The sequence below is a fragment of the Enterococcus dongliensis genome (genome assembly GCF_031927985.1).
Classification (GTDB): domain Bacteria; phylum Bacillota; class Bacilli; order Lactobacillales; family Enterococcaceae; genus Enterococcus_A; species Enterococcus_A dongliensis.
This window is the reverse complement of record NZ_JARPZC010000004.1, coordinates 170,542-192,960: the sequence shown is the minus strand read 5'-3', so window position 1 is coordinate 192,960 and position 22,419 is coordinate 170,542. Positions and strand designations below refer to the sequence as shown.

General features: G+C 36.3%; 29 protein-coding genes, 1 tRNA gene and 1 other annotated feature. Of the genes, 20 read left to right on the top strand and 10 right to left on the bottom strand.

Going from position 1 to position 22,419, the window contains the following annotated elements:
• Positions 1-56: 56 nt before the first annotated feature.
• Positions 57-1,409: a DUF1576 domain-containing protein gene (locus tag P7D84_RS05145; RefSeq protein WP_311805359.1), complete on the bottom strand. Its 1,353-nt coding sequence runs from the start codon at positions 1,407-1,409 to the stop codon at positions 57-59.
• A gap of 324 nt (positions 1,410-1,733) precedes the next feature.
• Positions 1,734-1,965, top strand: a binding site (T-box leader).
• A gap of 74 nt (positions 1,966-2,039) precedes the next feature.
• On the opposite strand from P7D84_RS05145, the gene P7D84_RS05140 reads away from it, so the two are divergent.
• Both P7D84_RS05140 and msrA read left to right on the top strand, forming a co-directional pair.
• Positions 2,040-2,855, top strand: coding sequence for a MetQ/NlpA family ABC transporter substrate-binding protein (locus tag P7D84_RS05140; protein ID WP_311805358.1), 816 nt, complete (start codon positions 2,040-2,042; stop codon positions 2,853-2,855).
• Between the two features lie 17 nt (positions 2,856-2,872).
• On the top strand, positions 2,873-3,379 hold the full coding sequence (gene msrA, locus P7D84_RS05135) for a peptide-methionine (S)-S-oxide reductase MsrA (protein ID WP_311801121.1): 507 nt from the start codon (positions 2,873-2,875) through the stop codon (positions 3,377-3,379).
• 103 nt (positions 3,380-3,482) lie between these two features.
• Here msrA and P7D84_RS05130 read toward each other — a convergent pair whose 3' ends face one another.
• Positions 3,483-4,022 carry a GNAT family N-acetyltransferase gene (locus tag P7D84_RS05130; RefSeq protein WP_311805356.1) on the bottom strand — a complete coding sequence of 180 codons (540 nt, stop codon included), beginning with the start codon at positions 4,020-4,022 and terminating at the stop codon, positions 3,483-3,485.
• 595 nt (positions 4,023-4,617) lie between these two features.
• Between P7D84_RS05130 and P7D84_RS05125 the strand changes: the two genes are divergently transcribed.
• Genes P7D84_RS05125 through P7D84_RS05065 form a run of 13 tightly spaced genes read left to right on the top strand, consistent with a single transcriptional unit; the run spans position 4,618 to position 14,936 of the window.
• The gene (locus P7D84_RS05125) at positions 4,618-5,649 is read left to right on the top strand and encodes a sulfurtransferase (protein ID WP_311805355.1); all 1,032 of its coding nucleotides are present in this window, start codon (positions 4,618-4,620) and stop codon (positions 5,647-5,649) included.
• On the top strand, positions 5,649-6,029 hold the full coding sequence (locus tag P7D84_RS05120) for a hypothetical protein (protein ID WP_137603213.1): 381 nt from the start codon (positions 5,649-5,651) through the stop codon (positions 6,027-6,029). The genes P7D84_RS05125 and P7D84_RS05120 overlap by 1 nt, the downstream gene beginning before the upstream one ends.
• Positions 6,029-6,388, top strand: coding sequence for a 4Fe-4S dicluster domain-containing protein (locus tag P7D84_RS05115; protein ID WP_311805353.1), 360 nt, complete (start codon positions 6,029-6,031; stop codon positions 6,386-6,388). The genes P7D84_RS05120 and P7D84_RS05115 overlap by 1 nt, the downstream gene beginning before the upstream one ends.
• Positions 6,385-7,140: a heterodisulfide reductase-related iron-sulfur binding cluster gene (locus P7D84_RS05110; protein ID WP_311805351.1), complete on the top strand. Its 756-nt coding sequence runs from the start codon at positions 6,385-6,387 to the stop codon at positions 7,138-7,140. Before P7D84_RS05115 ends, P7D84_RS05110 begins: the two co-directional genes overlap by 4 nt.
• Before the next feature lie 10 nt (positions 7,141-7,150).
• Complete coding sequence (locus P7D84_RS05105) at positions 7,151-8,389, top strand: ABC transporter substrate-binding protein (protein ID WP_311805349.1); 1,239 nt, start codon at positions 7,151-7,153, stop codon at positions 8,387-8,389.
• Positions 8,382-9,236, top strand: a complete 855-nt coding sequence (locus tag P7D84_RS05100) for an ABC transporter permease (protein WP_137603209.1) — start codon at positions 8,382-8,384, stop codon at positions 9,234-9,236. Before P7D84_RS05105 ends, P7D84_RS05100 begins: the two co-directional genes overlap by 8 nt.
• The gene (locus tag P7D84_RS05095) at positions 9,233-10,027 is read left to right on the top strand and encodes an ABC transporter permease (RefSeq protein ID WP_311805348.1); all 795 of its coding nucleotides are present in this window, start codon (positions 9,233-9,235) and stop codon (positions 10,025-10,027) included. The genes P7D84_RS05100 and P7D84_RS05095 overlap by 4 nt, the downstream gene beginning before the upstream one ends.
• Positions 10,011-11,006: an ABC transporter ATP-binding protein gene (locus P7D84_RS05090; protein WP_311805347.1), complete on the top strand. Its 996-nt coding sequence runs from the start codon at positions 10,011-10,013 to the stop codon at positions 11,004-11,006. Before P7D84_RS05095 ends, P7D84_RS05090 begins: the two co-directional genes overlap by 17 nt.
• Complete coding sequence (locus P7D84_RS05085) at positions 11,003-11,683, top strand: TIGR04283 family arsenosugar biosynthesis glycosyltransferase (protein ID WP_137603206.1); 681 nt, start codon at positions 11,003-11,005, stop codon at positions 11,681-11,683. Before P7D84_RS05090 ends, P7D84_RS05085 begins: the two co-directional genes overlap by 4 nt.
• A gap of 13 nt (positions 11,684-11,696) precedes the next feature.
• Positions 11,697-12,692, top strand: a complete 996-nt coding sequence (locus tag P7D84_RS05080; RefSeq protein WP_311805345.1) for an aminoglycoside phosphotransferase family protein — start codon at positions 11,697-11,699, stop codon at positions 12,690-12,692.
• The gene (locus P7D84_RS05075) at positions 12,685-13,350 is read left to right on the top strand and encodes a TIGR04282 family arsenosugar biosynthesis glycosyltransferase (protein WP_311805343.1); all 666 of its coding nucleotides are present in this window, start codon (positions 12,685-12,687) and stop codon (positions 13,348-13,350) included. The genes P7D84_RS05080 and P7D84_RS05075 overlap by 8 nt, the downstream gene beginning before the upstream one ends.
• On the top strand, positions 13,347-14,207 hold the full coding sequence (locus P7D84_RS05070) for a nucleoside hydrolase (RefSeq protein ID WP_311805341.1): 861 nt from the start codon (positions 13,347-13,349) through the stop codon (positions 14,205-14,207). Before P7D84_RS05075 ends, P7D84_RS05070 begins: the two co-directional genes overlap by 4 nt.
• A 51-nt stretch (positions 14,208-14,258) precedes the next feature.
• Positions 14,259-14,936, top strand: coding sequence for a TVP38/TMEM64 family protein (locus P7D84_RS05065; RefSeq protein ID WP_137603202.1), 678 nt, complete (start codon positions 14,259-14,261; stop codon positions 14,934-14,936).
• A gap of 83 nt (positions 14,937-15,019) precedes the next feature.
• Here P7D84_RS05065 and P7D84_RS05060 read toward each other — a convergent pair whose 3' ends face one another.
• On the bottom strand, positions 15,020-15,340 hold the full coding sequence (locus P7D84_RS05060; protein ID WP_311805339.1) for a hypothetical protein: 321 nt from the start codon (positions 15,338-15,340) through the stop codon (positions 15,020-15,022).
• Between the two features lie 344 nt (positions 15,341-15,684).
• Here P7D84_RS05060 and P7D84_RS05055 point away from each other — a divergent pair, with 344 nt between their 5' ends.
• Positions 15,685-16,869, top strand: coding sequence for a glucosaminidase domain-containing protein (locus P7D84_RS05055; RefSeq protein ID WP_311805337.1), 1,185 nt, complete (start codon positions 15,685-15,687; stop codon positions 16,867-16,869).
• Between the two features lie 34 nt (positions 16,870-16,903).
• Here P7D84_RS05055 and P7D84_RS05050 read toward each other — a convergent pair whose 3' ends face one another.
• From P7D84_RS05050 to P7D84_RS05040, 3 genes are all read right to left on the bottom strand, one after another.
• Positions 16,904-17,122: a hypothetical protein gene (locus P7D84_RS05050; protein ID WP_311805335.1), complete on the bottom strand. Its 219-nt coding sequence runs from the start codon at positions 17,120-17,122 to the stop codon at positions 16,904-16,906.
• Between the two features lie 86 nt (positions 17,123-17,208).
• Positions 17,209-17,529: a branched-chain amino acid transport AzlD family protein gene (locus tag P7D84_RS05045; protein ID WP_137603266.1), complete on the bottom strand. Its 321-nt coding sequence runs from the start codon at positions 17,527-17,529 to the stop codon at positions 17,209-17,211.
• A complete protein-coding gene (locus P7D84_RS05040) occupies positions 17,522-18,232 on the bottom strand; it encodes an AzlC family ABC transporter permease (protein WP_137603198.1) in 711 nt (236 codons plus the stop codon). Before P7D84_RS05040 ends, P7D84_RS05045 begins: the two co-directional genes overlap by 8 nt.
• Before the next feature lie 277 nt (positions 18,233-18,509).
• Between P7D84_RS05040 and P7D84_RS05035 the strand changes: the two genes are divergently transcribed.
• Positions 18,510-18,941, top strand: a complete 432-nt coding sequence (locus P7D84_RS05035; RefSeq protein WP_311805333.1) for a universal stress protein — start codon at positions 18,510-18,512, stop codon at positions 18,939-18,941.
• Positions 18,942-18,989: 48 nt separating this feature from the next.
• Here P7D84_RS05035 and P7D84_RS05030 read toward each other — a convergent pair.
• From P7D84_RS05030 to P7D84_RS05020, 3 genes are all read right to left on the bottom strand, one after another.
• Positions 18,990-19,062, bottom strand: a tRNA-Gln gene (locus tag P7D84_RS05030).
• 54 nt (positions 19,063-19,116) lie between these two features.
• Entirely contained in the window at positions 19,117-19,515 is a 399-nt protein-coding gene (locus tag P7D84_RS05025) for a hypothetical protein (protein ID WP_311805332.1), read from the bottom strand.
• Positions 19,516-19,575: 60 nt separating this feature from the next.
• Positions 19,576-20,103 (bottom strand): DUF308 domain-containing protein, encoded by a 528-nt coding sequence (locus P7D84_RS05020; protein ID WP_137603195.1) that lies wholly within the window; start codon positions 20,101-20,103, stop codon positions 19,576-19,578.
• Positions 20,104-20,263: 160 nt separating this feature from the next.
• On the opposite strand from P7D84_RS05020, the gene P7D84_RS05015 reads away from it, so the two are divergent.
• A complete protein-coding gene (locus P7D84_RS05015) occupies positions 20,264-20,467 on the top strand; it encodes a hypothetical protein (protein WP_010739262.1) in 204 nt (67 codons plus the stop codon).
• A gap of 12 nt (positions 20,468-20,479) precedes the next feature.
• Positions 20,480-20,974, top strand: a complete 495-nt coding sequence (locus P7D84_RS05010; protein WP_311805330.1) for a hypothetical protein — start codon at positions 20,480-20,482, stop codon at positions 20,972-20,974.
• Between the two features lie 109 nt (positions 20,975-21,083).
• Here the strand turns inward: P7D84_RS05010 and P7D84_RS05005 are convergent, their stop codons facing one another.
• Positions 21,084-21,680 (bottom strand): nitroreductase family protein, encoded by a 597-nt coding sequence (locus P7D84_RS05005; protein WP_137603193.1) that lies wholly within the window; start codon positions 21,678-21,680, stop codon positions 21,084-21,086.
• Positions 21,681-21,861: 181 nt separating this feature from the next.
• Between P7D84_RS05005 and lepB the strand changes: the two genes are divergently transcribed.
• Positions 21,862-22,404 carry a signal peptidase I gene (gene lepB / locus P7D84_RS05000; protein WP_311805329.1) on the top strand — a complete coding sequence of 181 codons (543 nt, stop codon included), beginning with the start codon at positions 21,862-21,864 and terminating at the stop codon, positions 22,402-22,404.
• Positions 22,405-22,419 lie beyond the last annotated feature (15 nt).

The window sequence follows — 22,419 nt, the reverse complement described above, 5'->3', positions numbered from 1 at the left end:
AGATAAAAAACAGCGTACTGCTAGTAGCGGTACGCTGTTTTGGTTGAAATGTTTGATTAATATTGATCGAATTTTTTAGTGTGTCTTTCTTTATTTTTTATACATTTAAGAAAAAAAGTTCGGTAGATAAGCTGAAATTTGGTGAGTAGCGACTTTTCAAAGAAAATAAGCTGGTGATAGTTCTTTTGACAAAATTGTTTGAGCTGAAAATTGCGATAAAATAAAGCGCGGATAAAATCTAACAGTAAAACCGTGACACCACCAGAAAAACCACAATTATATAAATTAATCCCAGCAGTTAAGGGGTGAGTGTTTCGAGTAATCAATGAAAAGATTAATCCAGCCATCGTGCCAGCTAATAACCCATACTTACGTGTCATCGGTGAGAGGGTGCTGGCAAAAAGAAAGATAAAAATACTATTAGTAGTAGCAAGATCTTGATAGATGAATTGTGCCGTCAATAATACGCCTAATGCGGGGAACAAAAAGTAATGAAATTTAAAATTATACATACTAAATCCCGCAAAAGTTAAAATAGCTCCGACTAAGATACCGCTAAGAGGAACATTCAAAATAAGCGTAATGCTCACTCCAAGAAAACCATACAGTGAAAAGCGAAAAATTTTTCTCAAATCTAAAAGCAAATGTTTTGAGTAAAGTCGCCGCTTGTTGTAAAAATTCAGAAACACCAAGAGTGGGATCGTAAATAAGACGATTAAAAAAAATAGTAAAAAATGATGATGCTCGAAAGAAAGTGCGTGAGGGACCATTTTGATTGCAAGTACATTTCGTGTAGTCAAATTTCCGACTATGCCGACGACACCTGCAGAAAAGCCCATATTATAGAGGTTTAATTCCTTTGTGTGACCTTTCAAAAATTCAAAGATCGGTAAAATCGTATAACCAATCAACAGCCCGATAGCTAAAGCGATAAGTTTATTGAAGGAGCTCGGTGTACAATAAATAGTGCTGACAATCGGTGAAAGACAAGTCCCTAACAGTCCCATTACTAATAAATCCTGACGTTTGGAGTGATGGATTCGTAAGTAGACTAGGCAGCCGATAATAATCGGCGCGGAATTTATAATATTTTTCCCGAAGAAGGAAAATCCAGAAAGCATCATGATCACAGAAACCGTCAGCGAACAAAAATGATGTCTATGCTTGCGTAAGAGAAAAAGACTGCTCAATGTCAAAAGTCCACTATTTAAAAAAGCAGGACCTACACCAGCGATATGAACATAATCAGTAATCAGATTACTAGGCGAAGCAATGATTTGTCGCATCCCTAAAAAAAGTGTCTGGGGACTGGCTAAAAAAAAGGCAGCTATTGTGATGGATGAGGCATAGGTCAGTAAAAAAATAAAGATAAATTTTGTAGAAAGTAGTGCCTGATTGGTTTTTTCCAAAGAATCACACTCCTATAAAAAATAAAAAACATGAACGAAGATATTTAGAACAAAAAATAATTTCATGGATCTCTAGGATTTATTTATTAGTAAATTAATTATAAAAAAACAATTAGCTATAATTTTATTATACATTGTTTGAGTAGCAAATGGGTTATCCATGCATAAAAAAACACTTAATCATTTAGAAATATTTTCATGGAGTATATTTCACATCGCTATCAGTAATTTTTTCATGAAACCAATAGCCTAACATTAAATGAAAAAATCGAGTTTTTTTGATTGCATATTGATTTTATTTATATTAGAATAACTTTATTCAATAGTTGTGCTACGAAGAGAAGAGTAAGTGATCATGAAACGATCAAAGAGACCCTCGGCAGGTGAAAAGAGGGATCGTGGAAAATCAGTGAAGATGAGCTCTGAGCATTCAGTTTGTTCACGCAAATTGAACGGGAAGCGACCGTTATATTGCCGGGTATAATTGTACCGTTGAGGTGTCATCTGTGAGGATGATACGAATAAGGGTGGTAACGCGAAAATATTCGTCCCTTTATTTATCAGTGAACTGGTAAGTAAAGGGATGGATATTTTTTTTATTTGTCAAAAATATTTAGGAGTGTGTCTAATATGAAAAAATTTAGTTTAACTTTATTGATTTTAGGTTGTATCACCTTTTTAGCAGCTTGTGGATCTGGCTCGACAGAAAAGGTGGATAAAATAAAAATTGGTGCATCCCCAACGCCTCATGCTGAGATCTTGGAACACATCAAACCGGAGTTGAAGAAAAAAGGAATTGATTTGGAAGTTGTAAAATTTGATGATTATGTGTTGCCCAATAAGGCATTAGATGATGGTGAGATTGATGCCAACTATTTTTCAACAGTCCCTTACTTCAATCTGCAAAAGAAAGAAAACGGCTATAAATTTTCAAACGTGGGTGCCATCCATTTAGAACCGATGGGAATCTATTCACATAAAATTAAAAAAGTCAGTGACATCTCAGATGGAGCGAAAGTCATTGTCTCCAATGTCCCTTCCGAGTGGGGCCGAGTATTGAATATTTTTGTAAAAAACAACTTGATTAAAATAAAATCCGGTGTAGCAATTGATAAAGCAACCTTTGAGGATATTACAGAAAATCCAAAGAATTTAGTATTTGAACATAGTGTGGATCCAACATTGTTGACATCTGCTTATGAAAACAATGAAGGAGATCTTGTTGCGATTAATTCTAATTTTGCTTATGAAAAAGGTCTGAATCCAGTAAAAGATTCATTAATGATTGAACAAAATGATTCTCCTTATATAAATATCGTTGCAACGAAAACCAGCAATAAATCAAATAAAGACATTAAAAAGATTGTAGCAGTGTTGCATGAGAAAAAAGTCCAAGACTGGATTGAGAAAGAGTGGGGCGGCTCAGTTGTCCCAGTAAATGAGTAGAAAGAACAGGTGATAAAATGGAACGAGCAATTTTTGCAGGCGGTTGTTTTTGGTGTATGGTCAAACCTTTTGACAGTCTGCCTGGAATCGAATCAGTGATATCTGGTTATACTGGCGGATCAACGGAAAATCCCACCTATTTAGAAGTAAAAAGCGGAAAAACAGGGCATACTGAAGCAGTTGAGATTATTTTTGATCCAACATTGATCTCTTATCGTGAATTAGTAGAGATTTATTGGCAACAAACAGATCCAACTGATGCTTTTGGTCAGTTTGAAGATCGAGGCAGCAGTTATCGTCCAGTTATTTATTATTTTGATGAGTTACAAAAGAAAATAGCTGAAAAAAGTCGTGCAGATTTACAAACTAGCGGACGTTTCGATCAACCAATCGTGACGCAAATTGAGCCTGCCAGTGTCTTTTATCCAGCAGAAACGGAACATCAAGAATACTATCAACGAAATCCAGAGAACTACCAAAAAAATGCTGAGCGACGAAAAAAATTTATCGCTGAATTTTGGTAAGAGATGATAATTCAATACTGAAAAATTCAAATAAGCCCCCTTGATGAGATAGACTTAGTTGTTCATGTCATCAAGGGGGCTTAGTAATTTTTTTGCAGTAAAATCAATTAACCGCCGCTAAGATATCTATTATCTTTTGGTAGTTTTGATTTTGAAGAATTTCATAATCCAATTGTCTATATAGTTTTACTGCATGATGGCTCCAAGTTTGTGTACTCAAATAAAGATCTTGATCAGGGTAATAAATATGAAGTAGTTCAGTGACACGAATCGCTAAAGCCTTAGCTAGTCCTTTTTTTTGTTCTTCAGGTAATACGGCTAACCAATGCAGCCGGGGATCATTTTCTTCTGTCCACCAAGCGGTAAAGGTGGCCACTTTTTTTCCCTGAGCATTTTCAATAAAGAGCATTCGGCGCATCAGCTCTTCTTGATATGGCATAAAAGATCGTTGGAAATAATCAGCAGCTGCTTGTTCTGTATCAAATTCTAAAACAGCTGTCTCGATTCGGCACCAATCTTTTTCATCTCCTGGCTGATAAAAAACCAGACGATAGCCCTCTGGTAACTGGATTTTTGGTAACAAAGGTGCATTTGATGAGCGGAACATAGTAAACGGGATATAGGGTACTGATTTATCCAGCATAATGAGACCTCCCTTTTTTTTCTAATAAAATCGTATCACGTAAAAAGACTAAAAGCTACTATTTATAAAAACAGATAAAAGGCAGAAAGATAAATAGTTCTTGTGCAATCACTCTTCTTGTATTTGTCCAACTCTTCATCGCTTTTTTTGCTAAACATTAAACAAAGACAGCTTTTTTATTGATAGGTATTGGTTCAATCAGAAAGAAAATTCTCAACAAAAACATTTTTTCACAAAGAAATTTTATGTTCTTTTTAGCTGAATCCTCTTGATAAATGAATGAGGGTTCGCTATACTCGGTAGGTAAAAGATTCCGGTTTCAAAATTGGAATGGAGGAGGTGTTCTCATGCTTAAAAACTATCAACGGTGACTATGAAGTCAAGCATTGCTTAGAGTTTCTGAGCGAGTAGAACAATCACCTTTCCTCCAATCGACTTTTTTTGCAACCTGTTAAACAGGTTATTTAGTACGTAAAAAAATATTGTCAGGAGGAAACATACTAAATAAGTATGTTTTTTTGTTGTGTTCAAAAGAGGTCTTTGTTGCTGCTAAAAACAGTTTAAGTGAAAACAAAAACATTTGAGGAGCAATAAGATGAAAAAAATAATGGCAGTAATCAGTTGTTTATTATTAACAGCGTTAGTAGTTTATTCAAGAACAGAGGAAGTTCACGCAGCAGATAAATCAACAAAGGTACAACGATTAGTTAAAAGCAAAGACATCAAAGCAGATGATTTTTTCGTTGATGCCAAATGGTTGAAAAAACAAATGAAGAATGACGATAAAACTGTCGTGATTGAAGCGTCTTACGGCGAAGGGAAAGAGTATAAAAAAGCCCATGTCCCAGGAGCATTCCATGTTGATACAATGGAGATTGAAACAGAAGAAAACAACTGGAACATCTTAGATGCTGAAACATGTAAAGAAGTTTTCTTAAAACGTGGTGTCACAAAAACAACACCTGTCGTTGTATACTCAAGTGATATCAATGCTGCAGCACGTATGGCATTTGTTGCTTATTGGTTAGGTGTTGATCAAGTGAAAATTTTAGACGGCGGGTTAGCTGCATGGGAAAAAGCAGACTACAAAGTTGAAAAAGGAACTGAAAAAGCAAAAGCTGCCACAGATTTTGGTGCAGAAGTTCCAGGGCGTCCAGAAAGTTTGATCTCAACCTCTGCTGATGTAGTGGCTGCCAAAGAAAAAAATCCTGATTTAGTACTTGCAAGCGTTCGTTCATGGAAAGAATTTACTGGTAAAACAAGTGGATATGATTACATCAAAAATGCTGGTGAACCTGAAGGGGCCGTTTATGCAAAAGCTAGCAAAACTAGTGCTGATGTGGCTCGTTTAGTAAATAGTGATGGAACAGTCAAGGAACCAACTAAAATTTTTGCTGATTGGGCAAAATGGGGAATCACACCTGACAAAGAAGTCGCATTCTACTGTGGGACTGGTTGGCGTGCAGCGACAACTTTCTTTATCACGAAACAAGAAGGTTGGAAAGATGTAAAATTATTTGATGGTGGTTGGTATGACTGGGATAAAGCACATCAAAAAGACCCAAGCAAATATCCTGTTCAAATTGGTGACCCAAGAGACAAAGATAAATTGGAAATCCTAGACTAATGAAAATACTTCGTTATTTCTTCCATGTTCTACAAGTGGGATTAATCTATGCGATGTATTTAATGGATGATTTATACAAAAATCATTTAGGGTTTATGCGGAATGTCTCTTTTTATTCTCATAAAATTGAAACTAGCATGGTCGGCAGTAAGTTGTTTTTACTGCCGCTCTTGTTAGTGGTGATCGCTGTTTTTTTAATTATCAGAAAAAGAAGCTGGGAAACTGTCTTATTGATGATAATGGGAATTACTTTTCTCATTTGGCAAGGACTGGTTCCAGTAACCGCCACACCCATCTACTATTTGATTAGTGGAATCTTAGGTGTCGGCTGTTTGTTGCAATTGATGAATGTTTTTCTAAAAAGGAGTCAGTCACTCTGATGGAATACTCGGAAAAAACGATCGAAATGGCGCAATTGATTGCAGAAAATTGTACGAGTTGTAAACGTTGTATGAAGGATTGTCTTTTTTTACAGCGATATTGTCAAGATCCGCAAAAATTATTTCAGCAATTTTTAGAAGAAGATCTAGAACCAATTGTTCCTTATTCATGTATGTTATGCGGACGGTGCAGTGTGGTCTGCCCGTTACAGTTAAAATTGGATGAGGCATTTCTAGCTATGCGTCGCGATCTTATCAAAGAAGGCTTACCATTGAAAGAGCTGAAAAGTGTAGTGTTGCACCAGAAACTTTCAACAAGTAAACTTTTTACTGCAGTGAATCGAGGAGAGAAAAAATGAGCTATGGTTTTATGGCGGGGTGCTCATTGAGTTCGAGCAGTCCAAAACAAGTTGCCCAAATTATTGACTACTTAAAAGGTTATTATCCGGATCTAGCGGTAATTCAAGGTTGTTGTGGGAAACCGACACGTATGATCGGACAAGAACAATTATTCCAAGAACGATTTGCCCACTTGACAGATCAAGTCCATCAGGCAGAAATCGATGAATTGATTGTTGCGTGTCAAGGCTGTATCAAAACGATGACAATCCAAAATCAATTTCCTACTTCTTCTTTATGGGTCAAGATGGCAGAATTAGGGTTGCCTGAAGAAGCGATAGGAAAAGCTAAAGACAGTGATGTCATCTTTTCGATTCAAGATTCTTGCCCGACAAAAGAGATGACAGAGATCCATCAAGCGGTGCGCTATTTGTTGGAACAACTCGGGTATCAGGTTGCACGGAATCGTTTATCAGGAAAAAATACCTTGTGTTGTGGAATGGGTGGTATGTGCGGTGTTTCGAACCCGCCGCTAGCAAAAGAGTTTGCTGAAAAACGGGTCCAAGATTTCAAAACGGATCATATCGTGACTTATTGCGCCAGCTGTACGTCAGCAATGATTCTTGGCGGTGGACAGGCGTGGCATTTATTGGATTTGATCTTTGGAGATGTTATTTATAAAGAAGATAGCAGCCCTGCCCATCCATTAGCAAATCCAGTACGGGCATGGAAGAATCGTTACCAATCAAAAAAAATCGTAACAAAAGTATAGGGGAAAAATAATGAAAAAATGGTTAATCGGTATGCTGACAGCAGGGATGCTCTTTTCTTTAGCTGCTTGCAAAACCAGTGAAAAAAAAGAAACAACCTCAACAGAATCTATTAGTAATTTTTCTGAAGCTGTGAAAAAAAGTAAAGGGGATACGGTGACCTTTTATGGTTATGGCGGTGATGAAAAAGCCAATGCTTGGGTTGATGAAGTCATTACACCAGCGATGAAAGAAAAATATGATATTACAGTCAAACGTGTTCCAATGGATATTGATCAAATCTTAAACAAGTTGACTACAGAAAAAGAAGCCGGTACTAAAAAAGGCGATATCGATGTTGTTTGGATTAATGGTGAAAACTTTTATACAGCGAAACAAGCGAAATTGCTTTATGGTCCTATCACAAATAAAATTGAAAGTTTTGATAAGCTGATGGACGTGGAAGGGCATAATTCAAATTATGATTTTGGTGTCAAAATCGATGGGTATGAAGTACCCTATGGAAGTGCACAACTAGTTTTTGCAGGAAACAAAGACAAGTTCAAAGCAGGTTTTCCTACAGATACTCAAGCCTTGCTTGAATATGCAAAAGCAAATCCTGGAAAAATTACTTATACAGCTCCGCCAGAATTTACCGGTAGTGCTTTTATCCGCAATGTTATCTGTGATATTGTGGGCTATGATAAAGTAGAAAAAGCTGCAGCAAATAAAGAGGATTTGTATAAAGTGATCAAACCCGGTCTGGATTATTTAAATGAGATCAAACCGTATTTATGGCAAGAAGGAACGACCTATCCGACAACACCAGCTGAATTGGATCAGATGTTTGCTGCAGGACAGATCGATATGAGTTATAGCTATTCGCAAATGCATGTAGCTGAAAAACGCAGTGACAACGAATTCAGTGCAACGGCGGAATCATTTCTTTTTGATAAAGGAACGATTGCCAATCAAAATTATTTAGCGATTGCCAATACATCAAAGACAAAAGCTGCCGCATTAGTTTTGATCAATGAGATGACTAGTGAATCTGCGCAATTAAAAAAAGCCGAAGCAAAATATGGCTACAGTATTCCACCGTTTGATACAAAAAAATTGTCAGAAAAAACTAATCAAGCATTGAATGATCTTTATAAAAATCAAGGAGTTCTTTCACTAGAAGAAATGCAAGAAAAACAAATACCTGAACTCCAAGCAGAGAAGATTCCAATGATCGAAGCGTTATGGAAAGAGCATGTTTTACATGAATAAAAAAAAATTAGCAGTAGTTCCGTTTCTGATTTTAAACAGCGTGGTAATTTTTGCTGCGCTGTTTAAGGGACTACAGATTAGTTTAGGGTATTACCCTATAATTGGCTTACAAGATATTACTTTGGCCAATTATCAACAAGTGCTAACAGATCCTTTTTTTCAAAAGTCGCTAATTTACAGCTGCTATTTAGCTCTGGTAGCGACTTTTTTGTCATTATTGTTTGGAGTTATTTTGGCATTTCTTCTATTAAAAGTAAATATTTCTTGGCTCCATAAAATAATTAGTTTACCAATTTCGCTGCCACATATTATTGTAGCGCTGATGGTTATACAATTGATCAGTCAATCTGGGATTATTTCCCGTCTTTTTTTTCAATTAGGCATCATCCATGAGATCGATCAATTTCCTTTGCTGATCCATGATTCTACCGGTTTTGGGATTATCCTTGTTTTTCTTTATAAAGAGATTCCTTATGTTGCAGTGACTACTTTGGCAATCTTGCAACAATTGCAGTTAGGGTACATAGAAGTTGCTAAAAATTTAGGCGCTTCCAATACACGAATCTTTTTTTCAGTCATTCTGCCAATGATACAAAAGACATTATTTACCTTGTTCATTATTCTTTTTTGTTTTACCTTTGCCTCTTTTGAAGTCCCTTATCTATTAGGAAATCCCAGTAATCAAACCGTTGCGTTGACAGCCTATGATTTATTTTCACAAGCTGATCTGACCACTCGACCACAAGCCTTTGCTTTAAATCTAGTGATATCAGGAATTTGTTTAGCAGTAACGCTGCTTGCTTTGACTATCAGTTATTTCTTGCCAGGGGGGAGAAGAACAACATGAATGCCTCATCAAAAAAAAGTTCTTTTTTAGTAGGAATCTCCGCCGGGCTTGTATTATTTCCACTGATTTTGCTAGTATTATGGTCTTTTAGTAAAAAATGGTTATATCCAAATGTTTGGCCGCAAGAGATGGGGATTTCTATCTTTCAGCAGATGAGCAATGAGCCGAATTTTTTACCGGCTAGTCTGAACAGTTTTGTCATCGCATCGGCCACTACCATCACAAGTCTTTTGATTGCTGTACCAGCAGCAAGATATTTTGCTTTTCAGAGAACTATCTCACAACGCCTCATTGAAGTAATCATTTATTTGCCATTGATTTTACCTGCCATTGCAGTTATTACTTCTAGTCAAGTGTTGTTTTTACAACTGCATCTAACGGGAACCTTTGGCGGAATTATCTTAATCCATACCTATTTATGTCTGCCATATGCCTTGCAGATTTTATTAGAAAGTTATCGTCAATTGGGAGAAGGATATAGTTTGACGGCGCAAAGTTTAGGCGCCAAGCCGTGGTCGATCTTTTGGCAGATCACTTGGCCATTGTTAAGGCCGGGACTGACGGCAGCAGCTTCGCTAGTTTTTATTGTGTCTTTTAGCCAATATCTACCAACTTTTTTTATTGGCGGCGGGCGTATCGTGACACTACCGCTATTATTGTTGCCGTATGCTAATAACGGTCGGTTTGGTTTAGCTTCATCTTATAGTTTGGTCTTTTTAGGCTGTACGATGGTGGGAGTATTTATTTTTAAAAAAGCAATAGGAGGAATACAGCGTGGGACTAAGCGTTAAAAATTTACGATTGAATTATGGGAAAAAAGAAATTTTCCATGATTTATCTTTTGATGTGAAGGAAGGCGAAATCATTGCGCTTTTTGGTCCATCAGGAGTCGGTAAAACTAGTTTGCTCAAAATGATCGCAGGAATTCAGCCAGTGGATAAGCAGATGCTTTCTTTCTCTGATACATTCACTCAAAAAGACACCGTATTAGTTTTTCAAGATTTTTGGCTTTTCCCACATATGAATGTAGTTGAAAATATTGCTTTTGGTTTAAAATCCCGCAAATTTTTAACTAAAGAGATCAAGCAGAAAACAGCAAAAATAATGGAAGTATTTGATTTGAAAGGTCTTGAGCGCCATTTTCCAGATCAATTATCTGGTGGGCAAAAGCAGCGGGTCGCATTGGCTCGTGCACTTGTATTAGAACCTAAATTGCTATTATTGGATGAGCCTTTTGCCAATTTGGATGATTCTCTTACGCGTTCTATGCGTGCGTACCTACAAAAACTACAAGAAACGTATCGATTCAGTATTATTTTGGTCACTCATGATCGCGAGGAAGCTTTTCATTTAGCAGATCGAATGATTATTTTATTAGATGGGACTATCCAACAGATTGGCAGACCGCAAGAAATTTATTTTTATCCAGAAAATCGAAAGGTTGCTGAAGCAATCGGTGAAACTAATTTTATTCCCGGCATCGTTTCTGCTAACTTGTTTCAAACAGATAGTTTTGAGTTGAGGGTAAAAAATCCTAAACATCTAGTAGGGGAAGTCTTGCTTTTTATTCCTTATGGGATGGAAATAGTAGTCGTTGAACAAGGGATTCCGGCTTTTGTTGAAAGTTGCGAATGGATACCAAACGGCCAACAAGTGACAGTTAGGATCGGCCAAACAAGCTGTACATTTACCAACTTGTCTACAAAGGTCAGAACCGGTGAATCGATCTGTTTACGTGTAATTGACTCTTTGCAGGTGATTAAGCGATGATCTCAATTATTATTCCAGTCTTGAATGAAGAAGAAAAGCTTGCAAATTTATTGCAAGAATTAAAACAAATCGAAGATCCAATATCTTTTGAGATCATTGTAGTTGACGGGGGAAGTCAAGATCAAACCGTTGCAATTGCATCAAAATTTGCTGCAGTTTATCAATTAAAACAAGCAAATCGCGGGGCACAATTGAAGCTGGGTGCTGAAAAAAGCAGTGGAGATATTTTATGGTTTTTACATAGTGATAGTAAACTAGCAGATTATCGACAAGGATTGAGACAGATTCAAGATAGTCTAAAAGATCCACGTTATAGTGCGGGATATTTTCAATTAGTTTTTGATTCACAAGATTTTTTTTATCGTTATTTAGCAAAAACTTCTAATTTACGTGCCCGCTTTCTGGGGTTGATTTTTGGAGATCAAGGATTATTTACTACACGCCAACAATATGAGAAGACAGGCGGCTTTGAAGAAATCCCGCTTATGGAAGATTGGCGTTTCAGTCGCAAATTATGGAAACAAGGAAAATTTTATCAACTGCCGATAACGATTACGACTTCCAGTCGACGATTTCGTAAAGGAAAGATTCGAACCCATTTAAAAATGCATAAAATCAAGTTACTTTATTTATTAGGTGTGCCACCTGAAAAGCTGGTGCGCCGCTATTATAAATAAAAAAGGAGCAGTCATGTTAGAGAAAATTCGAGTTTATTTGGAAGAACACCAACTCATCGAGAAATTACACTTAAAAAGACCTTTTACTGTCACTTTTTTGGCACAAGGGGAATACAATCAAAATTTTTTGATTTCTGACAATGAAAACAACTACGTTTTTCGTTTGAATTACGGCAGTCAACTACATTTGGCCAATCAGATCAAGTATGAATATCAAGCATTGAAATGGCTAGAACGAACAGGCCGTACACCAAAAGTTTATTATCTAGATGATGGTTGTCAAAGTTTTTCGCAAGGGTTGTTGATTATGGAATTTCTGACTGGGCAGCCGTTAGATTACCGCAAAGATTTATCAGAAGCTGCTCAGATCTTTGGTCAGATCCATCAACAGCCTCTTGATGAACATGCAGAAGAAATCTTTGTAAAAGAAAAAGACACGATTCTTTTTGATCGTGTGATGGAATGTCAAAAGTTATTAGAGCCAGTCTTAATAAGTGACGTTGTCCCATTACACGCCAAAAAACAATTGGCAAATGCGTTGGAAGCACGGCAAAATAATAGTTCTCAACAACGATTTTTCGTTGAACTTGATCAGTGGTCAATCAATAATACTGAAGTCAATTCCCATAACTTTATTATTGGGGACAAAGACTTTTTGATTGATTGGGAAAAACCGGTCATCAGTCATCCGGTACAAGATATCTCTCAATTTTTAGCTTCAACGACGACGCTTTGGCGGAGTAATCTGATTTTGAATCAAGCCGAGAAACGACATTTTCTTTCTCGTTACCTCGATGAAACACAAGCTGTGCGTGAATCGTTTGAAGAAGCACTTAGAATTTACCATCCATATTTAATGTTACGAGCATTGTCTTGGTCAGCGATGGCTTATGACAGTTATCAAAAGGACACCAAAAAGTTGAAAAACCAAGAAATCTTTAAAAAAGTTTCTGCATACTTAGAAGAAGACTTTTTACGACAAGCATTAAAGGAGCAGATTTTTGAATAAACAAGCCTATATTTTATTTACACGAGTTCCAGTACCTAACAAGGTAAAAACTCGTTTACAAAGTCTGCTTAGCGGTGAAGAAGCCTGTCAAGTGCAACAGCAGATTTTGCAAGATAGTTTTAAAAAATTTGAACAGCTGAATACACAAGGAATCGATTTGTATTTAGCGTATTCAGATGAAGGAGACCCATCTAATCTATTTTCAGTTATGCCAGAAACATTCCAGGCATTTGAGCAAGAAGGCAAGACAATCGGTCAACGGATGAATCACGCGATGAAGAACGTCTTTTTAAAGGGGTATGAAAAAGTTGTATTGACAGGCAGTGATATTCCTAATCTGAATACAGAAATGATCCAAGCGGCATTTGATCAAATGCAAGATATCGTCATTGGTCCTTCAGCAGATGGCGGCTATTATTTAATTGGTTGTCGAGCATCCATCGATTTGACACCTGTTTTTGAAGCCCCTATCGTTTGGGGAAAACAAGAGGTATTACAAGCTACGTTACAACGGTTAGGCACTTATGATGTTGTCTTATTATCTTCACTGCAAGATATTGATTACCCATCAGATTTGAAACAGATCTATCCTAAATTAAAAACTGAGAACCATTATTTGCGTCAGTGGTTGGAAAAAAATAGAGGGGTTTTAGAATGAGAAAAGTAATTTTAGATTGTGATAATACGTTCGGATTGATTGATCATGATGTTGATGATGGTTTGACTTTGTTTTATCTGTTAGGGACTCCCACCATTGAATTGCTAGGTTTGACTTTGACTCATGGTAACAGCAAGATCGAAGAGGTCGAGCAAATGACCCAGATCATGCACACGCGTTTAAATCTAGCTTTTGATTATTATGCACGTCAGCAAGCAGAATTTTTAGTAGAAAAAGTCAATCAGTACCCCAATGAGGTAACAATTCTTGCAACGGGTGCTTTGACCAATTTATTAGAGGCACAAAAACTTGACCCTGATTTTTTTGAGAAAGTGCAAGAAATAGTATTGATGGGAGGGACCTTGGAACCATTGACAGTCAATCAGCGATCTGTCACAGAATTAAATTTTTCATCTGATCCAGCAGCAGCAAAAGCAGTTTTATTAAGCCGAGCCCCGCTTACGATCATGAATGGACATATGACATCTGCCGCCTTTTTTTCAAGTGTGGAATTGGACCAATTTTTAGATGCAGCAAAAGCAACGGTCGACATGCATTCGCTTGATTGGATAAAAAACACTTTAAAAAACTGGATCAGCTGGAATGAGAAAGTATTTGGCTTTGATGGTTTTTGTAATTGGGATATGACAACTGCTGTATATTTGGACCATCCGGAATTTTTCAGTCAAGAGCAGTATTATCTATCCGATGAGCAACCAGAACTTTCTAAGGGCAGGATGATAGTTGTGGAACAATCAAAAAATTTAGTGAAAATGCCTAAACAGTTGATCTCGATTGCCGAATTCAATCAATTGATCATCAGACAGATGGTTCTAGGGTTAAGTAAACAGCAATAATCAAGTACGAATAGTTATTCGAAATCAAAAACATATAAGAAGGGAGAAGCGGTGAAAAAGATCCTTATATTTATCTCATTAGTATTGGTCGTCATTTTTTTAGCCTACCAATTTGGTTTAGTTGATCTATTAACAGATATCACTAAACTAAGAATGTATTTAGAAAACCTTGGATGGTGGGGCTACTTTATTTTTATCATGTTATCTATTATCGTAGCTGTTTTTCTTTTACCGGGACAATTTCTAGCAATTGTCGGTGGACTTGCGTATGGTGGATTTATCGGTGGACTGCTGACAGTCATTGGGGCTTCGATTGGCGCAAGCATTTCATTTGTCATTGGTAAATATGTCGCAAGGGACTATATTTTGCAACGTTTCAGTCAAGAGCCGGCTTTTCAAAAAATTGAACAAGGAGTTCGAGAAAATGGTCTATCATTTTTGATTTTTACTCGCTTAGTTCCAATTTTTCCTTTTGCTATTCAAAGTTATGCGTACGCGATGACACCAATGAGTGTTAAAAAATTTAGTTTTATTTCTTGCTTGACGATGATACCAGCTAGTTTTATCTACGCCTTTATGGCATCAGAAATCGCTTCTAAAGGAGTCTCAGTGACACTATTGCTAGAATTGACTGCTGCAGGTGTTTTGCTTGCATTACTAGCGTATCTTCCTAAAAAAATTAGTAAAAAAATCAATCAACTAAGCACAGAATACAAAAAGGTCAAATAATTTTAAGTTAGTTGTAACAAAAAGGCCGCGGCATTTGCCACGACCTTTTTTGACTATAGAAATTATTTTTTATCATTGTTTACTTAGATAAAAAGATACACAACAGAATAAATATAATAGGCTAATAACAATAACGCAATAATACATGAAAGTTTAGCCAAGAAACTACCAGAAGCAGCTTTAGCTGTTCGATGTGAACGAGAACGTCGATTAAGTGTTTCATCTACGTCGACTGAATTAGTAGCTTTTTGTGAACGTAAAAGAACGACTGCGAGTAAATCAATAAATAATAAACCTTGTAAGACGATACTAACGATAAAAATAATTTGATCGCCTTGGATCAAGCGAAATAAAAATAAAACAATCATCAGAAGGTCAAATAGTAGTGTCAATAAAAGCGTCATAATAAAGCTCCTTCAAATAAGTCAGAATAAACATGCTTTATTATAGCATAGAACAAATAAAAAAATGATAAATTATTTGTGAATGATTCAGCAAAATAAGTATGTACAGACCCTCTAAAAAACTATCTAGGAACGAAGAACAACAGATAGTTAAAAACAAAACAATCCATCAGATTAGTCATTTTCTAAAAAATAAAATCTAAAAAAGATAGATCATTACGCTGTTTTTAGCAGAAAAAAACAGTAAAAAATTTACTTTTTATGTGTTTTTTGTTACTTTATAAAAGAAGAGAATAAAAATGATCAATTATAACTATTTTTTAATAGTATTATAGGGGGATGGCATGAATTATAAGAAACTAATTTGTACGGTACTATTACTAGGAAGCTTTGCAACAGCAGCTAAGGTCGTCAATGGAGAAGAAGCGACCTTTTCAACTGATTCAATCGAAAGTTCAACAAATGCTGAGACATCTGATTCAACAACGAATCCTCAGGCGGATACAACGGTTGCCGGTGATGAAAGTGATGTTGATGAAACCGCATATGATGCAGCGGGGAATTTACAATTTCATCATCCCGTTCCGTTTGAGAAATTCACGTTGGAACCACCGGCTTTTAGAAGTGCAAGATCTACAATGAGCGTTCAACAAGCCTTTATCAATCAAGTGGCGCCATCAGCAAAAACTTTGGCCAACAGCAATAACTTATATGCCTCGGTGATGATTGCACAAGCGATTGTTGAAAGCGGCTGGGGTAGCAGTGCACTATCTAAAGCGCCGAATTACAATTTGTTCGGTATAAAAGGAGAATACAATGGCCAATCAGTAACGATGAAAACACAAGAATGGAATGAAAAAGATGGTTGGTATTATATAAATGCTAAATTTAGAAAATATCCATCTTACAAGGAATCGTTACAGGATAATGTGACTATTTTAAAACAAACATCATTTTTACCTGGAAATTATTATTATTCGGGTGCATGGAAAAGCAATACAAAATCTTATAAAGATGCGACGGCTTGGTTGACTGGCAGATATGCGACTGCACCTAATTATGGAACAACGTTAAACAGTGTCATTGAAACGTATAACTTAACACAATATGATACGAATAATCCAACGGTCCAAACAAATGCTATGTATCGTCTATACAATCCAAATAGCGGGGAACACTTTTACACTGCTAATGGAGTGGAACGTGATAAGGTCATAAAAGCTGGTTGGCGCTATGAAGGCATTGGTTGGCAAGCGCCTAGAAGTGGTGCACCAGTGTACCGTTTATACAATCCAAATGCGGGTGACCATCATTATACTCCACACCTTTATGAAAAAAATAATTTAGTGAAGGTGGGTTGGCGTTATGAAGGGATTAGTTGGTATTCAGGAGGAAGTAAAGTTCTTTACCGCTTGTATAATCCGAATGCAAAAGCTGGCGCTCATCATTATACCTTGCTTCAAAGCGAACGCGACAATTTGATCAAACATGGTTGGCGCAATGAAGGAATCGGTTGGTACGGACAATAAAAAAAGACTCGATGAAAATGTTCATCGAGTTTTTTTAATCTACATCTGCAATTTCTGAAATAATAAAAAAGCTGTGTAAACTGTCTATAGGATATTCATATTTCTTTTCTATCTCACGTAAAATCTGGTGATTGGATTCTACCACTGGCTCTTTTCCATCATATAAAGCATCTATCGGGAGAATAATCTCGAAAGGCTTTTTGTCTTCTAATACTAAAGGTTTTTTAAAGAAATATCCAATAATCTTTTTCATGGACGGAACTCCTTTTGCTTTGTTTTGTTATATATTACATCAGGAGAACGATTAAGACCAGAAATAAGCTCTATAACAATTGTTATTTAAAACAACCGCAAAAGTGCTATTCCTAAAACACCTGTTAAGACGATTTTCATGAGATCATTTGTTCGGATACCAACGATCAGAGCCGGGATACAAGCAAAAACCTCAGGAAAACGCAAAGTTGGAAAATGACCTGCTTGAAAATTCAAAAGGCTTTGTAGGAGTAACGCAGTTAAGATGGTCATAGGTAAATAGCTTAAAAATTTTTCTAAGATTGGAGGCAGCGTGATTGCTTTTGTTAAGACAAAGGGTAAAATCCGTGGAATCCAAGTGACTAAGGTACAGCCTAATAATATCAACAAGTAGTAAGAGTTACTCATTTTCAATCAGCACCCCCGTCAAACAGCCTAATAATGTCGCTAAAATAACAGAAAGTTCTGCAGTAACAAAACGCATCAAAAGAAAAAGGCTGACAGCAGTCACTGCTAAAATGATTAGGGTTTTATTTTTTTGTTTTTTCAACGGCAATTGGACTTGGAATAAAAATAAACCAAGAAACATTGCGGTCAATGCAAAATCAAATCCGAATATCGTTGGATCGGGAATGAAATTTCCTAATAACGCACCAAGAACTGTTGAAAATATCCAAGCAAGATAAGCAGTAATGTTTAAGCCATGCATCCAAGTACTATTGATTTTCTTTTCTTGTGCCAGTGCGGCAGTCAAAACACCATAAGATTCGTCTGTCAACAAGGTACCGATAGCAACCCCATTTAATAACGAATCCTCTTTAAAGTAATGAGCAACCGAAAGACTCATCAAAAGATGGCGTAAATTGACTAAAAAGATGGTAAAGATAATTGATAAAATAGGTGCACTTAATAAAAGTAACCCGCAGAGGATAAATTGAGCACTCCCTGCGTATACTAGTGTAGACATTAAAAATATTTGCCAAATAGCTAGATGAGCAGATTTTCCCACGATACCCATAGCGATTCCGATACCTAAATAGCCCATAACTGTTGGGAGACAATCCCTTACCCCATCAGAAAAACGAAATGTTTGCGCTGTTCGATTATTCATCCGATCATCCTCTCATTTTATTTTAATTATATTAGTCCAAATCTAATAAAAAAACAAGAGGATAAAATAAAAAGAGCAACAACCCAATGATAGTAATTAATCAATTGGTGGGGAATTTGTTGCTCACTTCATTTTATCACAAAAATATTATCAAAAAAACTAAAAAAGTTATTTTTGTTTGATTAATGACTTAGAAGTGTTTTTATCAGAATAAATTACCTTAAGTTTTATAGAAAGTTTTAGTTGAGGTATAATGAATGAGAAGGAGGCGGTTTCAATGAAAGAAAGTTATAAAAATATTCTTGTTGCAGTGGACGGCTCAACAGCTGCTACTAAGGCCTTTACTGAAGCGTTAAAAATTGCTAAACGCAACGAAGCAAAACTTTTTATCCTGACAGTGGTCGATTACAGGTTTTCAATTGGAGATCCAGCATTTATCAATGATGCCTTGAAATTTCATCTCAATAATGCTGAGATTGAAATGGGGCAGCTGATCGCCGATTCAATGATAGAGGAAATTGACTATGAAACAAAAATTGATTCAGGAAATCCTAAACGTAAGATCATTGATTATGCATTAGAAAATCAAGCTGACCTGATTATCGTTGGTGCAACTGGTCGCGGAGCTGTTGAACAGGCGTTTGTAGGAACGACAGCAGACTATGTCGTCAATCATGCCCATTGCAATGTCATGGTTGTTAAATCTTAGCTAGTAGAACAAAAAAAGTTTTTGCTTTAATAGCAAAAACTTTTTTTATTGGGATAGCAGGGCTCGAACCTGCACTCTTCTGATTCAGAGTCAGACGCCTTACCAGTTTGGCCATATCCCACTAAGAACAGAAAGTATTATAACGCTAGTTTTTCTATTCTTCAAATAAATTGTCTTAATTTTTTTTTCTTGCTTGTTTCAGCGCGGCTAAAACAACACTGCCATCAGCAAAACCAAGATTAATCTTGATAGTTTCAGTGTGAAACACTAAAGTTAACCGGATTCCGTTTAATTTCTTCTTCCCGCTGAGTTCTTTGCATTGGTATAAATTATAACGATAGGCATTTTGTTTGCTTAATGCATAGAGCGTATTGCCGGAAATACCATAGGCAGTCAGGCCTTCTTGTTTTTTTAAGCTTTCATATTTATGAAAACCAATAAAAGAAAAAGAAAAATTTGTTTTAGGAAATGCTTGTAAAAAACGATTGAACAAAAGCAGCCCCTTGTCCTCATTCGTATTGTAATTGATTCCGTATTTTTTGGTGAATTGATAAAGCTCGCTTGCTGTATTCATAATGACCTCGCTTTGTTTGATATCTTTAGTATAAATGTTTCTATCAGTAGAAACAATTCCTTATCGATGAAAGCGACGAGTATTGATAAATTCTGAAATAGCCATAGTGATTAACAAAAAACCAAAAATTTGAAAGAGAATCATCATGCTGTTAAACGGATTAAACAAAAGAAAGATGCCGGCAATCATCATCAATGCGCTGTAGATGACTTGACCAGTTACTGGGAACCCATTTTTCTTGGCAGTCCAATTTTGTAAAAACTGTCCAATTGCAAAAACCAGGATGATGAAACCTAAAAACATCGGTAAGATGCTAATGATTCCTTTTGAGAACCATAAAACGACAAACGCGATAATAATACGTGTGATCCCGCTAGTCGTTTCGAATCCAACATTGCCAGTATATTTTTTTGCTCGCAATCCACGAATGATTTGTAATATCCCTAAAATCAATAAGTAGAAGAAAATAATATAAACGATCCCTTTGAAGACACTTTGTGGCGAAAGCAAAGTAGCAATCCCTAAAATTAGATAACAAGCACTTCTTAAATAGCCATATTTTTTGATTGAATCGATGAAATTCGACATAAATGATCACTCCTTTAAAATAATTTTACCTGATTTTGCTTTTTTTTGCGACTGAAGCGAAAAAATCAATTGTAAACCATTCCAGACTTCGGTATAATTGCGAATAACATTGATCCAAAAGCTAGACGAACAATGAATGTCGATACTGGAGGGCTTACTTATGAATGAAGAAGAAATTGAGCTAGGAAGAAGTTATCGTTGTCATCCCATTGGTTTTGAAGAAAGTGTGGAAGGCGAAGTCATTTCTAAGATGACGAATTGCGCAGTCGTTCGCATCAACCAATGTGAAGAGATTGATCAAGAGCAACGAGATGACAAATCTAACATGGTCGTGGTAAAATATTCTAATTTCATTCCAAGTTAGAAGGCGGTTTTTTTGAGTATATTTACAGTAATATTAGGAATTTTTACGGTTGTTTTATATGCGTTTTTACTATTAGTACGCAGAGATATCGTTATTCCAGTAGTTAAACAAAGAAAGCATTATTTTTTCTATCTTTTTTTAACGGGGTTGATCTTGTGGATTGGTTTTACTAATTGGCAAGAGTTAAATAACCGTGTACAGACGATTTTGGCTGCTTTAGTCATGTTGAGTTTTTTGTTGGATAAAAGAGGATTTACCGAAGAAAGTCTGATCCTTTTTAGTTTAGATAATCGAGGGATTCCATTGAATGAGATCGAACGGGTCGTGCTGTTTCAAGAGGAAAGTGGTTTGATAAAACTGAACTATTTCCGCAAAGATCGGCGGGGACCATTGTTGACCTTTGATTACTCACTGACTGAATTTGTCGTTTTCCTTTCGACACATCTGAATGAAGGAAGTACATTAGAAATTTTGACTAAAGATGACCAAGATAAAAATGGTCAATGAGATGACGGTGACGTCATCTTTTTTTATAAGTCTTTTAAGAAGTTTTTTATAGAGTGAAAGATTATAAAAAAAGCACTGCCGAGTAATTCGGCAGTGCTTTTTCAGCGAATTAATGGAAAACGCGGAAACGTTCGTCGTCAGCTAAAAATTCTTTTTCGTTTGCATCGGCTTCTTTAGAACCAAAGACTAATTGAGAACGTAGTTGCCAGTTTGCAGGGATATCCCATTCTTTAGCAACAGCTTCATCAATGATTGGATTGTAATGTTGCAAGTTAGCACCAAGGCCAGCTGCAGTCAGAGCAGTCCATGTGTTTGCTGTAGCGATTCCGTTGGATTGTTCTGCCCAATCAGGGAAGTTATCTGCATATAATGCAAATTGTTCTTGCAAGTTTTTCACTGTATCTGTTTCTTTAAAGAATAAAACTGTACCGTAAGCATTACGGAAACCAGCAATTTTTGCTTGTGTATTTGGGAATGCTTCTGCAGGAGTTAATGGTTTCAATGCTTCTTCAACGATGTTCCATAATTTTTCATGAGCTGCACCAAAGAGAACGACCGCGCGTGGAGATTGTGCGTTAAATGCGGTTGGACTATTTTTTACAGTATCTTTGATTAATTCAGTGATTTCTTCTTCTGATAATTTAACGTCGCGACCTAAAGCATAAAATGAACGACGATTTTTTAATGATTCTAAGAATTGAGACATAATAAATTCCACCTTTTTTTGTTTTGTTCTTGTTTACAGACATTACTTTAACATCTTACAAAAAGTAAGAAAAGAAATATGCTCACAGAAGAGAATTTTTTTTAAAAGCCCATGAATAACCTGGGATACGAACTGAGAAATATGATAAACTGGCGATATGAACATAAAATGGAGGCACATAATGAATATTAAAGAGATAGTCAAATCTATTCTTTATTTTTTACTTTTGACAGCAGTTTTGATCGGATTGCGACAATTTGTTTTTACTCCAGTGGTTGTTAAAGGCGATTCGATGGCTCCGACACTAATTGATGGTGAACGAGTGATTGCATTAAAAAATACAAAGATTCAGCGTTTTGATATTGTGACTTTTCCAGCACCAGATGATCCAGGAAAAAATTATATCAAACGAGTAATTGGATTGCCAGGTGATACAATCGAATACAAAAATGACACACTTTATATCAACGGCGAGCAATCTGAAGAACCTTATTTGACAGAATTCAAAAAAGATTTGACCGATAATCAACCATTGACCTATGATTTCAACTTGAAGGAAGTAATTGGTTCTGAAAAAGTTCCAACAGGCGAGCTGTTTGTATTGGGAGATAATCGGCGAATTTCCAAAGATAGCCGAATCATTGGAATAATCAAAGAAAAAGATATTATGGCTGATGTAAAATTTGTTTTCTGGCCGTTTGAACGTTTTGGGACTATCGACTAGCAATTATCGCTGGTC